Origin of the sequence: Variovorax sp. LjRoot175 (assembly GCF_964253805.1) — a bacterium.
Lineage (GTDB): Bacteria > Pseudomonadota > Gammaproteobacteria > Burkholderiales > Burkholderiaceae_C > Variovorax.
This window is the reverse complement of record NZ_CAXURY020000001.1, coordinates 21702-35980: the sequence shown is the minus strand read 5'-3', so window position 1 is coordinate 35980 and position 14279 is coordinate 21702. Positions and strand designations below refer to the sequence as shown.

The 14279-nt window shown below is 68.5% G+C and carries 13 protein-coding genes; 8 read left to right on the top strand and 5 right to left on the bottom strand.

Annotation, left to right across the window (positions count from 1 at the left end; translation table 11 throughout):
- Nucleotides 1–59 precede the first annotated feature (59 nt).
- Together ACSQ89_RS00180 and ACSQ89_RS00175 are read left to right on the top strand one after the other, a co-directional pair.
- Entirely contained in the window at nt 60–254 is a 195-nt protein-coding gene (locus ACSQ89_RS00180; RefSeq protein WP_093106988.1) for a heavy-metal-associated domain-containing protein, read from the top strand.
- A gap of 115 nt (nt 255–369) precedes the next feature.
- Nucleotides 370–1137, top strand: coding sequence for a TIGR04325 family methyltransferase (locus ACSQ89_RS00175; RefSeq protein ID WP_093106990.1), 768 nt, complete (start codon nt 370–372; stop codon nt 1135–1137).
- An 81-nt stretch (nt 1138–1218) separates the two neighbouring features.
- Here ACSQ89_RS00175 and ACSQ89_RS00170 read toward each other — a convergent pair whose 3' ends face one another.
- On the bottom strand, nt 1219–2154 hold the full coding sequence (locus ACSQ89_RS00170) for a YcjF family protein (RefSeq protein WP_436294807.1): 936 nt from the start codon (nt 2152–2154) through the stop codon (nt 1219–1221).
- Nucleotides 2155–2231: 77 nt separating this feature from the next.
- On the opposite strand from ACSQ89_RS00170, the gene creB reads away from it, so the two are divergent.
- The gene (gene creB / locus ACSQ89_RS00165; protein WP_436294808.1) at nt 2232–2984 is read left to right on the top strand and encodes a two-component system response regulator CreB; all 753 of its coding nucleotides are present in this window, start codon (nt 2232–2234) and stop codon (nt 2982–2984) included.
- A 91-nt stretch (nt 2985–3075) separates the two neighbouring features.
- A complete protein-coding gene (gene creC, locus ACSQ89_RS00160; protein WP_436294809.1) occupies nt 3076–4512 on the top strand; it encodes a two-component system sensor histidine kinase CreC in 1437 nt (478 codons plus the stop codon).
- A gap of 4 nt (nt 4513–4516) precedes the next feature.
- On the opposite strand, the gene ACSQ89_RS00155 is transcribed toward creC, so the two are convergent.
- Together ACSQ89_RS00155 and creD are read right to left on the bottom strand one after the other, a co-directional pair.
- Entirely contained in the window at nt 4517–6859 is a 2343-nt protein-coding gene (locus ACSQ89_RS00155; protein ID WP_436294810.1) for a penicillin-binding protein 1A, read from the bottom strand.
- Nucleotides 6856–8259 carry a cell envelope integrity protein CreD gene (gene creD, locus ACSQ89_RS00150; RefSeq protein WP_436294811.1) on the bottom strand — a complete coding sequence of 468 codons (1404 nt, stop codon included), beginning with the start codon at nt 8257–8259 and terminating at the stop codon, nt 6856–6858. The genes ACSQ89_RS00155 and creD overlap by 4 nt, the downstream gene beginning before the upstream one ends.
- Nucleotides 8260–8454: 195 nt before the next feature.
- On the opposite strand from creD, the gene ACSQ89_RS00145 reads away from it, so the two are divergent.
- The 4 genes from ACSQ89_RS00145 to ACSQ89_RS00130 are packed head-to-tail and all read left to right on the top strand — an operon-like array spanning nt 8455 to nt 13320.
- Nucleotides 8455–10539 (top strand): VIT and vWA domain-containing protein, encoded by a 2085-nt coding sequence (locus tag ACSQ89_RS00145; RefSeq protein WP_436294812.1) that lies wholly within the window; start codon nt 8455–8457, stop codon nt 10537–10539.
- Between the two features lie 10 nt (nt 10540–10549).
- The gene (gene xrtQ, locus ACSQ89_RS00140) at nt 10550–11485 is read left to right on the top strand and encodes an exosortase Q (protein ID WP_093107003.1); all 936 of its coding nucleotides are present in this window, start codon (nt 10550–10552) and stop codon (nt 11483–11485) included.
- A complete protein-coding gene (locus ACSQ89_RS00135; protein WP_436294813.1) occupies nt 11463–12038 on the top strand; it encodes a hypothetical protein in 576 nt (191 codons plus the stop codon). The genes xrtQ and ACSQ89_RS00135 overlap by 23 nt, the downstream gene beginning before the upstream one ends.
- Nucleotides 12039–12048: 10 nt before the next feature.
- A complete protein-coding gene (locus tag ACSQ89_RS00130; RefSeq protein WP_436294814.1) occupies nt 12049–13320 on the top strand; it encodes a biosynthetic peptidoglycan transglycosylase in 1272 nt (423 codons plus the stop codon).
- Between the two features lie 18 nt (nt 13321–13338).
- Here the strand turns inward: ACSQ89_RS00130 and ACSQ89_RS00125 are convergent, their stop codons facing one another.
- Both ACSQ89_RS00125 and ACSQ89_RS00120 read right to left on the bottom strand, forming a co-directional pair.
- Nucleotides 13339–13923 (bottom strand): mobile mystery protein B, encoded by a 585-nt coding sequence (locus ACSQ89_RS00125; protein ID WP_436294815.1) that lies wholly within the window; start codon nt 13921–13923, stop codon nt 13339–13341.
- Nucleotides 13920–14252 (bottom strand): helix-turn-helix domain-containing protein, encoded by a 333-nt coding sequence (locus ACSQ89_RS00120; protein WP_436294816.1) that lies wholly within the window; start codon nt 14250–14252, stop codon nt 13920–13922. The genes ACSQ89_RS00125 and ACSQ89_RS00120 overlap by 4 nt, the downstream gene beginning before the upstream one ends.
- Nucleotides 14253–14279 lie beyond the last annotated feature (27 nt).

Sequence of the window (14279 nt, the reverse complement as noted above, 5' to 3'; positions counted from 1 at the left end):
GGACATTGACAACGTGAGAAGGTTGACACTTGCGCATCATCCCCATGAAAGGAGCAACGATGAGCCAGAAATTCCAGGTCTTGGGCATGAGCTGCGCCCATTGCGCGAGCGCCGTGCAGAACGCGGTGCAGACGGTGGACCCCGAGGCGCAGGTCACGGTCGATCTCGAAACCGGCCATGTCGACGTGTTGAGCCATCAGCCGCGGCAGGACATCATCGTGGCGATCGAGAACGCCGGCTACCAGGCGCAGTGAACCCCGGCCCGGCCCGGATGCCGACCGGCGACACCGAGAACGCACGAAACAGTTGAATACTTTTGTTTCAAAGTGCAAAATATGCGCTGCATCCACCGTGAGCAAAGAGGCTTCCATGTTGTCGAATCTGCTGCCCTCATCGGTCCGCGAAGCTGCCTACCGGCGCAAGTTCCTGGACAACCGCGAAGAGAACCTGTTCATGGGTTCCTTCGAGAGCTTCGCCGCTGCCGAAGCCGGCGCGCCGCCCTCCAAGGCCATCGGATACGACAACGCCCCGGCGGACGCCTTCTACAGTCACCAGGTCGCTTTCTACGACTACCCCGGCCTGTTCTGGCTCGGCCGCGCGCTCGACGACGGCATGCGCAGCATCTTCGACCTGGGCGGCCATGTCGGCATCAAGTACTACGCCTTCCGCCGCATGCTCAACTACCCTGCCGACCTGCGTTGGACCGTCTGCGACGTGCCTAACGTGGTGGCGAGCGGCCGGGAGCTCGCGGTGCAGCGCGAGGCCAGCGCGCAGCTCGGCTTCACCACCGATTGGCGCGACGCGAGCGGCTGCGACGTGCTCTACGCCTCGGGCAGCCTGCAGTACCTGCCGACGCGCATGTCCGAGATCATTGCCGCGCTGCCCGTGAAGCCACGGCGCATCGTGCTCAACACGACGGCAGTGCATCCCGAGCGCACGCTCTACACGCTCAACAGCATCGGCTTTGCCGTCTGTCCCTACCGGATCCAGCACCACGACGAGCTCCTCGCCGAGCTCGCCGAATCTGGCTACAAGCGGCGCGACGCCTGGCGCAACGAGGGCAAGCCGATCGAGGTGCCCTTCGTCGACGGCGGCGACAAGCCCTACTACGCGGGTTGTTGCTTCGATTTGCACTAGGCCGGCGCCGGGCCGCCCCAAGGCGGCCTGCACCCCCTCGGGGGGCAGCGAGTACACGAAGTGACGGAGCGTGGGGGCCAGCTAGGCGCTGCGCACCATCGACAAGATCTTGCCGGCATCGAGCGTGCGCGCCTTCTCCTGCATCGCAGGCAGGTAGCGCGTCTGCAGGCCTTGCGCTTCCTGCGTGACACTCGCATACGCTTCCTTCAGCATCTGCGTCGACAGCGTGCGGCCGCCTGCGTAGTAGCGCTTGGCGACATGGCCCAGCGCATAGGTGGTCGCGAAGCTCATGCCCGAGCTCACCGCCTGCTTGCCGAGGCCGCGCAGCATTCCGCTGCCGACCTTGCCGAGCAGGCCGCCCAGCAGCTTGCGGCCGGCCTGTTCGAGGTACTGCGAAGTCAGGCCGACGCCCACCGTGGCGAGGAAGTCCTTCACATGGCCGCCGTCGAGCTCGTAGCCGTGCGCGCGGCCGATGCGATAGACCAGCTTCATCTGCAGCGGGATGATGGCCATGGTCGAGAGCGTCTCGGGCAGCAGCTCGAGCGCGCCGTTCAGGATCGCGGCGTTGAGGATCGCCTGGTCGAGCTCGGCGTTGTCGACCGTGGCGGACGGTGCAGCAGCGGCAACGGCCGTCGACAGCGGCACCGCCGCGATCTCCTCGGCCTCCTTCGCGAACTGCTTGGCCACCGGCGCATCAAGCCCGAGCGAAGTGCGCACGTCGGCGAGGAACATGCGCTCGGCCTCCGACTGCGTGCCGTCGGCATCGCAGACGCAGACCGCCATCTCGTAGGCGAGCTGCTTCGATTCGGAACTCTTCAATTCAGCAGCCACCGCAGGCAGCGAAACGCGCTTCATCAGCACGTCCTGGTAGAGCATCGGCAGCTGCACGCCGTCGGCCTCAGAGAGTCCTTCGGCAATGCGCTTGATCTCGGCGCGTTCGCGCTCGTGCTTCTCGCCGTCGACAAAGGCTGCCAGCAGGCTGAGGGTGACGATGGCCCGGGTTTCGGATGGGGTCACGGTGCGGTTCTCCAGAATGCAAGACCCTGTTCGTTCGAGCTGCGGCGCAAAGGTTCCGGCCGGCTACCATCCGGCCCATGCCCTTCAACCCCCGGATCCTGATCGCCGAAGACGAGTCGGGCATCGCCGACACCCTGCAGTACGTGCTCAAGACCGACGGCTTCGTGCCCGTCTGGTGCGCCACGGCCGAGGAGGCCATCGCGCAGTTCGCGGCCGATCCGCCCGCGCTCGCGATCCTGGACGTGGGCCTGCCCGACATGAACGGCTTCGAGCTCTTCAAGCGCCTGCAGGCCTTGAACCGCGAAGCCGGCGGCGCCGAGGTGCCGATGCTCTTCCTCACGGCGCGCAGCGACGAGATCGACCGCGTGGTCGGCCTCGAGCTCGGCGCCGACGACTACATCGCCAAGCCCTTCTCGCCGCGCGAACTGGTGGCGCGCGTGCGCACGATCCTGCGGCGCAGCGGGCGCGGCAATGGCGCCCCGATGCAGGCAACGCCCGTTGCACCGGCGGCCACTCCACCCGCCACGCCCTTCGCGCTCGACGCCGAGCGCATGCAGATCCGCTACTACGGCCGCCTGCTCGAACTCTCGCGCTACGAGTACGGGCTGCTGCGCCTGCTGATCCAGCGCCCGGGCCGCGTGTTCACACGCGACGAGTTGCTGCGACTGGTCTGGGACGATGCCAGCGACAGCTTCGACCGCACGGTCGACGCGCACGTCAAGACCCTGCGCGCCAAGCTGCGCGCCATCGCGCCGGAGGTCGAGCCGATCCGAACCTTGCGCGGCACAGGCTATGCGCTCAACGAAGAGCTGCCGGCGAATCGGAGATGAGCATCAGGCCGGCGCCGGGCCGCCCCAAGGCGGCCTACGGCCCCCTCGGGGGGCAGCGAGGACACGCAGTGCCGAGCGTGGGGGCCATCCCTTGAGTCGCAGAACCCGCATCTTCATTGGCATCCTGCTGATCTACACGGCGGGCATCGCCTTCCTGCTCTACCGCGTGGTGTCCGACATCGACCCGCGCTACCGCGAGTCGGCCGAGGAGTCGCTGGTCGAGACCTCGCAGCTGATGGCCAGCCTGATCGAGCAGGACGTGATCGCCGGCGCGATCAACACCGCGCGGCTGGAGCCGGTGTTCCGCTCGGCCTACGCGCGCCAGTTCTCGGCCCAGATCTACAACCTGCACAAGAGCCGCGTCGAGCTGCGCATCTACGTCACCGACCGCAGCGGCCGCGTGCTCTTCGATTCGCTCGGCCGCAGCGTCGGCGCCGACTTCTCGAAGTGGAGCGACGTGAGCCGCACCCTGGCCGGCGTCTACGGCGCGCGCACTTCGCGCGACATCGAAGGCGACCCGATGACCTCCGTGATGTACGCGGCTGCCCCGATACGCTGGAACAACGAGATCGTCGGCGTGGTCAGCGCCGGCAAGCCGGTGCAAAGCTTCGGCCAGTTCGTCGAGGACGCACGCGCCCGCACGCTGTGGGTCGGCGTCGGCTCGGCCTTCGCGCTTCTGCTGCTGGCGCTCATCATGTCGGTCTGGCTGGTGCGGCCCTTCGGCCTGATCTCCGACTACCTGAGCTGGCTGCGCAGCCAGCGCAGCTGGAGCCTCGCGCGCATGGTGCGCCGCGCGGTCGATACGCTGCGCAGCGGCTTCGGCGAGATGCGCGACGCGCTGACCGGCCGCAGCTATGTGGCCGACTACGTGCAGACCTTCACGCACGAGATCAAGAGCCCGCTGTCGGCGATTCGCGGCGCGGCCGAGCTGTTGCAGGAACCCTCGATGCCCCAGGCCGAGCGCGAACGCTTCCTCGCCAACATCGCAAGCGAGACCGAGCGCATCCAGGAGATCGTCGACCGCATGATGGAGCTGACGGCGCTCGAAACCCAGCGCGCGCTGGAGCGCAGCGAGCCGGTCGCGCTGGCGCCGCTGCTGCGGGAAGTGGCGGCGAGCGCCCAGGGCGCAGCGGCGGCGCGTGAGATCCGCCTGCATGTCGCGATCGACACCGAGGTCCGCGTCGAGGGCGATCCCTTCCTCTTGCGCCGCGCGGTCAGCAACCTGCTCGACAACGCGATCGACTTCTCGCCGCCGGGCGCCGAGGTCGCGCTCGCGCTGCACGCCGGCGCGCGCGAGGCCCGCATCACCGTGCGCGACCACGGCCGCGGCATTCCCGACTACGCGAAAGACAAGGTGTTCGAGAAGTTCTATTCGCTTGCGCGCCCGCACAGCCAGAAGAAGAGCACCGGCCTCGGCCTGGCCTTCGTGAAAGAGATCGCGGCGCTGCACCGCGGCCGCATCGAGCTTGCGAACGCGCCGCGCGGCGGCGCGCTCGCGACGCTCACGCTGCCGCTGGCGTCGCACTAAGGCTCTATCTGAAAAAGTCGAGGATCCGGTTGCGTTCCTCCGGCGGCGGCATCGCGCTGACCGGCACCGCGGCGAGCGCCTCGGCCGGCGGTGTAGGGCCGGTCTCGATGCCCAGGCTGGTGATGCCGCGGCCCGGCGCGTAGTCGTCGTAGTACCACTCGCCGTCCACCTTCACCACGCCGTCGGGCGCCGGCAGCTCGGCCACCGGCACGCCCTGCAGCGCCGCCTGCATGTAGCCGGTCCAGATCGGCAGGCTCAGGCTGCCACCGGTCTCGCCGCGAACGCCCAGCTGGCGCGGCGTGTCGTAGCCGATCCAGGCAATGCCGACGCGGCTCGGCTGGAAGCCGGCGAACCAGGTGTCGATCGAATCATTGGTGGTGCCGGTCTTGCCGTAGAGGTCGCGGCGCTGGAGCGCCTGATAGGCCTTGAAGCCGGTGCCGTTCGTGACCACGCTTTGCAGCAGCGAACTCATGACGAAGGCGTTGCGCTTCGGGATGGCGCGTGCGCTTTCGTCGCGCGCCGGCGGCTCGGCCTCGACCAGCACCTGGCCCTTGGGGTCGGTGATGCGCGTCACGAGCCAGGGGCTGACGCGATAGCCCCCGTTCGCAAAGACACCGTACGCGGCCGCCATCTGCATTGGCGTGACCGAGCCCGCGCCGAGCGCCATCGGCAGGTAGGCCGGATGCTTGGCACGCTCGAATCCGAAGTTGCCGATCCAGTCCTGCGCGTAGCGCGGGCCGATCGATTCGAGCACCCGGATCGTGACCATGTTCTTCGATTGTTCGAGCGCATGGCGCAGCGACATCGGCCCTCCGAAAGTGCCGTCGTAGTTCTTCGGCTCCCACGGTTGGCTTCCGGTCGCGCCGGCGTCGAAGAACAGCGGCGCATCGTTGACGATGGTGCCCGGCGTGAAGCCTTTCTCGAGCGCGGCCGAATAGATGAAGGGCTTGAAGCTCGAGCCCGGCTGGCGCCAGGCCTGCGTCACGTGGTTGAACTTGCTCTTGCCAAAATCGAAGCCGCCCACCAGCGCCTTGATCGCACCGTCGCGCGGGTCGAGCGCAACGAAGGCGCCTTCGACTTCCGGCATCTGGACGATCTCCCACGTGCCCTTGGGCGTCTTCGCGACGCGGATCACCGCGCCGCGCCGCACGCGCACGTTCGGGGCCGCGCGCTGCGACAGGCCGGCCTGCGCGAGGCGCAGGCCCTCGCCCGCGATCCGCAGCTCGTCGCCGTTGGCGCGCACCGCGCTGACCTCCTTCGCGTCGGCCTGCAGCACCACGGCGGAGAGAACGTCGTCGTTGTCGGGATGCTCGGCCAGGGCCTCATCGACGGCATCGTCGAGCTCGGCGGGATCGTCGGGCAGATCGACGAAGCGCTCGGGACCGCGGTAAGGCTGGCGCCGTTCGTAGTCCAAGATGCCGCGGCGCAGCGCCTTGTACGCCGCCGCCTGGTCGGCCGCGACGAGCGAGGTCGTGACCTTGAGGCCGCGCGTGTAGATGCTGCTGCCGTACTGCGCGTACATCAACTGGCGCACCGTCTCGGCCACGTATTCCGCATGCAGGCGCTTCGGCTCGGAAGGGTCGCGCAGATGCAGCACCTCCTTCTTCGCCTCCACCGCCTGCGCGGCGGTGATCGCACCGACTTCCTGCATGCGGTCGAGCACGTACAACTGGCGGGCCCGCGCGCGACGCGGGTTCTTCAGCGGGTTGTTGGCATCGGGCGCCTTCGGCACACCCGCCAGCATGGCGGCCTCCGCGAGCGTGATGTCCTTCAAGGGCTTGCCGAAATAAACCTCCGAAGCCGCGGCGAAGCCATAGGCGCGGTGGCCGAGGAAGATCTGGTTCAGGTAGATCTCGAGGATCTGGTCCTTGCTGAGCCGCTCTTCGAGCCGGAACGCGAGCAGCGCCTCGTAGATCTTGCGCGTCAGCGTGCGCTCCGAGCTCAGGTAGACGTTGCGCGCCACCTGCTGGGTGATGGTGGACGCGCCCTGGCGCGTGCCATGCCGCAGGTTCGCGAGCACCGCGCGCAGCAGGCCCTTGGCATCGACGCCGCCATGCTCGTAGAAGCGCGCATCCTCGACCGCGACCACCGCGTCCTTCAGCGACCGGGGCATGTCGGCGATCGGGATGAGCTGGCGCCGCTCTTCGCCGAACTCGCCGATCAGCACGCCGTCGGAAGTGAAGACCCGAAGCGGCAGCTTGGGCCGGTAGTCGGAAAGCTCCGAGACATCCGGCAGCTTCGGATAGATCACCGCCACGGCGATGCCGGCAGCGCACAGCAGCGCGACCGCGCCGCCCGCCGCCACGGTCGCGCTCCAGAACAGAAGGCGTCGCAAGCCGGGCTTCATGACTGCGCTCCGGCAGCGGCGACAGTCTTGCCGCCTCCGGTCGACAAGGCATACCAGTCGACCTTGCGCGTCGCCAGCATCAGCACGGCGAGCATGCCGAAGATCAGCAAGGCGCCGAGCAGCAGCGCGTTGCTCTCCGACGCAAGCAGCCCGTAGAGCGCGCCGTAGAGCAGCGCCACATAGGCGCCGAAGGAGGCGCCACGCCGCCAGCCGCCCAGCACCGCGCTGAAATACACCGCAAGCAGCAGCACGCTGGCACCCGCCGCGCCGGCATAGGCCAGCCAGAACGCCACCTTTTCGGACAGCGCCAGGAGGAGCAGGAAGAACAGCGCGATCGAGAGACCGACGAGCCCGTACTGCACCGGATGCAGACGCAGCTTGCGGAACAGCTCGAACATGAAGGCCGCCATCAGCACCAGGCCGATGAACAGGAGGCCGTACTTCACCGCCCGCGTGGACATCGAATAGACGTTGAGCGGCTGCGCGAGCGAGACGTCGAAGCTCTGCAGCGCTGCAGGCGCCTTGGCGCTCTTCATGCCGCCGCGCACTTCCTCGCGCGCCGAAGTCACGAGCGAGGAGACGCGCCAGCGCGCATCGAAGCCCTGATCGGTCACGGTGCGCTCCGAAGCCAGGAAGCGGCCCCCGAAGCTCGGATGCGCCCAGGGCGATGTCAGATGCGCCGTGGTCTCCTCGCCGATCGGCACCATCGACAGCTTCTCCTGACCGACCAGCCCGAGCTTGAGCTGGAAGGGCAGCGGCTGCTTCGCCTGCCATGCCGCCAGCGCGCTGCCTGCGAGCGGCGCATGAATGCCGCTCGCAAGCCAGGCCTCGTCGGCCAGGCCCGGCAGGCGCTGCTGGAAGCGCAGCGTCTCGGCGCCGACCTGCAGCGCGGGCGAACCGTCGAGCCCGCGCAGGTCGCTGACGTTGAAGGCCACGTACGGCGGCCTGAACTCGATCGTCGAACCCTTCTCGCTCGACGGCACCACGGCCGCATCGAAGGCCGCGAAGGCGCCGGCCAGCGACGCGTTCAGCGTGTAGAAGGGAATCCTGAAGATCCCGCGATAGCGCTCCTGGGGCGCCAGGCTGCCCTCGATGTGCAGCTTGTCCGGAAAGAGCAGGTGCGCCAGCTCCTTGCTGCGCCCTTCCTGGCCGACGATTCGGCCCTGCGCGTCGCGCAGCGGTTCCATCCAGCGCTCCACGTAGGGCACGACCAGCAAGGGCCCGATCACGGTTTGTGCGCCCGCATAGGTGGCGGCGAGCTCCTGCGCTGCCTCCTGCTGGCTGTGGCCGCGCTCGCGGTTGAGCGATTCGATCTGGCCGAGCGGGATGCACAGCAGCACGGTCAGGGCCAGGAGGCCGAAGACCTTGAGCAGCACGGAATTTCGAAGTGTCTGAAGCATGAGGGTTTTCTCCTCGTCGATGACGATGCGGCGATGCTCGCGCCGCGATCCGAAGCGCATATGAAGTGCGGCCTCCCGCGCACTTCACACGGACTTCACACGGCGCTTTTCGCTTCAAACAGGCTTCCAACTGTCTTCGAGTCCGCGCTCGACAGTGGCTGCCGTGCACCGTTGCACGACCACCGGATCACCAACATGGAAGCCACCACAACCCGTCCCGGCCGCTGGCTCTGGCTCGCGACACTGGGTCTCGCAAGCACTTGCTTCTTGCTGCTCGTCGCCCGGCCGCTGCATGCGCAGGAAGCGACCGGCCCGCGCCTGAAGACCGAGAGCCCCTACTTCTTCGTCAAGAGCGACGACCCTTCGATCGACCGCCTGCCGCTCAAGAGCACCGAGGTCGACGTCAAGATCTCGGGCGTGATCGCCGACGTCCGCGTCACGCAGACCTACCGCAACGAGGGTTCGCGCGCGATCGAGGCGAAGTACGTGTTCCCGGGTTCGACCAAGGCCGCGGTCGGCGGCCTCAACGTGCGGCTCGCCGACCGTCTGATCACCGCGCAGATCCGCGAGAAGCAGCAGGCGCGCATCGACTACGACAACGCGAAGAAGGAAGGCAAGACCGCCGCGCTGCTGGAGCAGCACCTGCCCAACGTGTTCCAGATGAACGTCGCGAACATCCTGCCGGGCGACGACGTCAAGGTGGAGCTGCGCTACACCGAACTGCTTGTGCCGCAGGCGGGCAACTACCAGTTCGTGTTTCCGACGGTGGTGGGGCCGCGCTACAACAGCCCGCAGTCGCAGAACAGGGATGCGAAGTGGGTGGCGCAGCCGACGCTGCGCGAAGGCGTGGCGCCGAACACCGCGTTCAAACTGAAGGTCGCGCTCGACACGCCGCTCGGCATCAAGGAAATCCGCTCGGCCACGCACGCGATCGACATCCGCAAGAACAACGACGACCAGCACGCCGACGTCGCACTTGCGCAGAGCGGCGAGCCCGCCAACAACCGCGACTTCGTGCTCGACTACCGGCTCGCCGGCGAGAAGATCGAGTCGGGCCTCATGCTCTATAGGGGCCAAGGCGGCAATGACGGGAATGGCGCGGAGAACTTCTTCCTCGCAATGGTCGAGCCGCCCAAGTCGGTCGCGGCCAATGCGATCTCGCCGCGCGACTACATCTTCGTGGTCGACATCTCGGGCTCGATGCACGGCTTCCCGCTCGACACGGCCAAGGTCGTCCTCGAAAGACTGATCGGCGGGCTGCGTCCCAGCGACACCTTCAACGTGCTGCTGTTCTCGGGCAGCAACAGGATGCTCTCGCCGCAATCGGTGCCCGCGACGCGTGCCAACATCGAGCAGGCGTTGTCCACCATCAAGAACTACAACGGCAGCGGCAGCACCGAGCTGATCCCGGCGCTGAAGCGCGTCTATGCCGAGCCCAAGGCCGAGAACGTGTCGCGCACCGTGGTGATCGTGACCGACGGCTACGTGACGGTCGAGCGCGAAGCCTTCGAACTGGTGCGCAAGAACCTCGGCCGTGCCAACGTCTTCGCCTTCGGCATCGGCAGCTCGGTCAACCGCCACTTGATGGAAGGCCTGGCCCGCGCCGGCATGGGCGAGCCCTTCATCATCACCGACCCGATCCAGGCACCGGAGCAGGCGGCGCGCTTCCGCCGCATGGTCGAGTCGCCGGTGCTCACCAATGTGAAAGCCACCTTCGGCGGCCTCGACGTGTACGACGTGGAGCCGCAGGCGCTGCCCGACGTGCTCGGCGAACGCCCGGTGATCGTGTTCGGCAAGTGGCGCGGCGAAGCCAAGGGCCGCGTCATCATCGAAGGCCTGAGCGCCGACGGCCCTTACCGTCAGGAAGTGCGCATCGACGACGCGACGCGCCAGGATGCCGCCGCGCTGCGCAGCCTCTGGGCCCGCCACCGCATCGCGAGCCTGAGCGACCAGGAAGCGCTGGAAGGCGGCGACGCCTTCAAGCAGCGCATCACCGATCTCGGCCTGCGCTACGGCCTGCTCACGCAGTACACCAGCTTCATCGCGGTCGACAAGGTGGTGCGCAACATGGCGCCGCAAGACGCCACGAGCGTCGACCAGCCGCAGCCGTTGCCCAAGGGCGTGAGCGAACTGGCGCTGGGCCAGGGCCAGAGCCTGGGCGCCGCAGTGCCGAGCACGCCCGAACCCGAAACCCTGGGCGCGATCGCGGTTGTGCTCTCCATGCTGGCCATGCTGCGCCGCCGCGCACGCCGCCACGACGCACGCCGGTACACAGCTTGAGGACCGCGCGATGACCCTCGCTCAGCTCGCCCAAACCCATCCCCGCGTCTTCGACTGGGGCATCCAACTCGACCGCGCACCGGCCGCCGCCTGGCTGGCGCTGCAGGCCGCCGCGCTGACGCCGACCTGGCTCTGGATGGCCCGGCGCCTGCGCGACGGTTCCGACGATCCGCTGGGCCTGCTCTCGCTCGCGGCGCTGGCCGTGCTGGCCTGGAGGCTTCGGCATTCGCTGCGCGCCGCGCCCCGGCTCGGCTGGCTCGCGCTGGCCAGCGCCGGCACGCTGGCCGCGACCTTGCTGCGCACCGGGCCCGGCGTGATGCCGGCGCTGCCGCCGCTCGCCGCCGGCCTGATCGCCGTGCTGGCGCTGGCCGCAGGCCTGCTGGCCTTCTTGCCCAAGCGCGTCGCAGCCCTGCCGGTCGTCGGCCTGGCGGTGCTCGCACTGCCGCTGCTCTCATCGCTGCAGTTCTATGCCGGCTACCCGCTGCGCGTGATCACGGCCGAAGCCAGCCGCTGGCTGCTGGCGCCGGGTTTCAGCATGGCGCGCGAGGGCACCAGCCTTCTCGTCGACGGCCGGCTGGTGATCGTCGACGCACCCTGCTCCGGCGTGCAGATGGTCTGGCTCGGCTACTTCACGGCCTGCGCGGTGGCCCTCTGGGCGCGCCGCGGCGACTGCGGCTTCCTGGCCCGGCTGCCGGCCGTGGGGCTGTTGGTGATGGGCGGCAACATCCTGCGCAACAGCGTGCTGGTCGGCTTCGAAGGTGCGGGGCTCGCGCTCGCGCCCTGGCTGCACGAGGCGCTCGGCCTGTCCGTGCTCGCGCTGGTGTGCGGCGGCATCGCGTGGGTGATGGCACCGGCGCGCCGGCCGCAGGAGCGCTTCGTCCCCGCCGCCATCCCCGGTCTGATCACTTCCGCAGGAGGTCGCCGTGTCGACACCGCTCTTTCTTGAACGCTGCTTCGCCAACCGTTTCGTCAACCGCATCGCGCACAAGGCGGTCTTCGCCTTCGTCATGGGCCTGTGCCTCCTCTGGTCGGCCGCCTTCGCGCTGCGTCCGCAGGCCGCGCCGGCCATGGCCGCGGCCTTTCACGAGTGGCCCAGCCAATGGGACGGCGCCGCACTGCGCCCGCTGGCCCTGAGCGAGGTCGAGCAGCGCTTTGCCGAGCGCTTTCCCGGCGCCATCGCACGCCTGACCGACGGCCGACAGACGCTGGTGCTGCGCGAGGTCAACGCGCCCACCCGCATGCTGCACCCGGCCGCCGACTGCTACCGCGCGCTCGGCTATCGCATCGAGCAGACGCTCCTTTCGCGCGATGCCCAGGCCCGACTGTGGCGTTGTTTCGTCACCGAGGGCCCCGGCGCGCAAAAGTTGCGCGTTTGCGAGCGCATCGTGGACGCCGAAGGCACGGCTTTCACCGACACTTCAGCCTGGTACTGGGCCGCAGTAAGCGGCCGATCCCACGGACCCTGGCAGGCTGTGACCCTGGCAAGACCGATCGAGTGAGAGACATTTCTTGAAGAAAGCGCTGTTCTACCTGTTTTTTGCGTTTCTGGCGCTGGTGCTGACGGCCGCGGTGGCCATCTACTTGGTCGTGAAACTGGCGCTGGCGCCCGGCCCCGACGAGTGGCCGACCCGCGTCAAGACGGGCCCCTTCAGCCTCAACGTCGGCGTTCCCACGGCGATCCGCCTCGCCACCTCCTCGTGGTTCGCGCCCTGGCTCGACGGCCGTTCGCTCGACACGCGCCATGGCGTCATCCGCTTCGGCTGGAACGAGCCCACCACCACGCTCGAACTGCGCTGCGAGCCCTGCAGCGCCTCGGTGCCGGCGCTCGGCAGCGCGCCGATCCGGCTCGACAGCCTGCGCATCACGGCGCGGCGCGATGCCGGTTCGCTCAACGGCATGCTCGAAGCGGCGCCGGCCGCGACCACGGTGTCCACCGTCGCAGGCGACAACGTGCTGCGCGCTCGCTGGGACGGCCGGCTCACGCAGAAGACCCTGCAGCTCCACATCGATGCGCCCGAGGCGCCGATCGCGCGCTGGTACACGGTGCTGGCGCCCGGCCTGCCCGAGCTGCAGCGCGCCCGCATCGGCGGCACGCTGGGCCTGCGCGCGCAGGTCGACCTGCCGGCCGGCAGCTTCTCGCTGCATCCGCGCATCGAGCAGTTCACGGTCGAGGGCCTGGGCACCGAGGCCATGCTCAACGCCCGCAGCAGCTGCGGCGCGCCCGCGCGGCTGGCCAACGACAGCTGGCTCGCGCGCGCCGTGATCGCGGCGGAGGACCAGCGCTTCTTCACCCACCCCGGCTACGACCTGGCCGAGCTCACCGCCTCGATCGAAGCCAACCAGAAGGCCGGCCAGGTGGAGCGCGGCGGCAGCACGCTCACGCAGCAGCTCGCGCGACTGGTCGCGACCGGCGGCGAGCGCAGCGCCGACCGCAAGCTGCGCGAACTGCTCTATGCGGTCGAGATGGAGCAGACCCTGGGCAAGGCGCGCATCCTGCAGCTCTACCTCGACAACGCGCCCTGGGGCCCCAATCTCTGCGGCGCCGAGGCCGCCGCGCGCCGCTACTTCAAGCGCAGCGCGCGCAACCTCGAGCCGGCCCAGGCGGTCTGGCTGGCCGCGATGCTGAACAACCCGGGCCTGGCGGTCGAGAAGTGGCAGCGCGACGGCAGGATCGACGGCGAACGCGCCAAGTCGGTGGCCGAGGGCTTGCGCGGCATCACGCGGCTCCAGCGCGAGGCGCTGATTCGGAACGTGACCAACGCGCGCTTTGCACCACCCTGAAGCGACCCGCTGTAACGCTCAGCTTCGCGCGAACCGGAGCAAGGGCGCCACCTCGCCCGCATCGGCGGCCCGCAGCGCGTCGAGGTAACGGGTGCGCGGGTCGCCGCTTCCAACCAGCGAGTTGCTGCCCCAGGTGAAGCGCGGACGGGCAAGCCGCAGCACCAGCTCATCGGCCGTCAGGCGCGCGTGGCGTCCGTTGCCGTTGGGGAAGGCATGGATCGATACCAGCCGGTGGTGGAAGCTCACGGCCATTTCATCCGGCGCCGTGCTTCGGTGTTCGACCTGGTAGCGCGTGTTGTCGAGCAGGTCGCGCAAGCGCATCGAAACCTGCGTCCAATCGACGCCGATGTTCTTGTTGCTCGAGCGCAGAGTGCCCGCCCACGCCCAAGTCAGGTCGAACATCTTGCGATGCAGATCGCGAACGAAGCCTTCGTCGAGCAGTTCGCGTTTTCGCTGGCGTGCCGCCCAGCGCACACCCTGCAGGATGTTGGCTTCTTCCCATGCGTTGAGGTCGGCCTGGGTGGCGATGTGTGCGGGAATGAGGCCTCGTGCTTCGTCCGGATCCAGGGGTGTCGCCCCCTCCGCGTCCACGAACGCCGTCACCACAGCTCCCGCCGCGAACCCTGAAGCAGTTCCCTGGCCGGAAGTTCGCCTTGAACGTCGCTCATCGCTTCCCCTACTTTCTGGTCTTCCAGGGACATCGAGTGCGAGACCGGGTACATGCGCTCACGCGCGACCTCGAGTGCACGGTCCTGCAGCTGCTGCGAAAGGGATGTCCGGGGGACCAGCGCGTACTTGAGCTCGCAGTCGAGTGCCTGCGCGAGCTTGCGCAGGCTCGCCAATGTGATAGTGCCTCGCGCTTCGGCCTGTTCGAGCTTGCGCACACCCGCAGGGGTCAGGCCAAGCCGGCGCGCGAGCGCAGCCCCGCTCATGCCCAAGGCTTCGCGAATCGCCTTCGC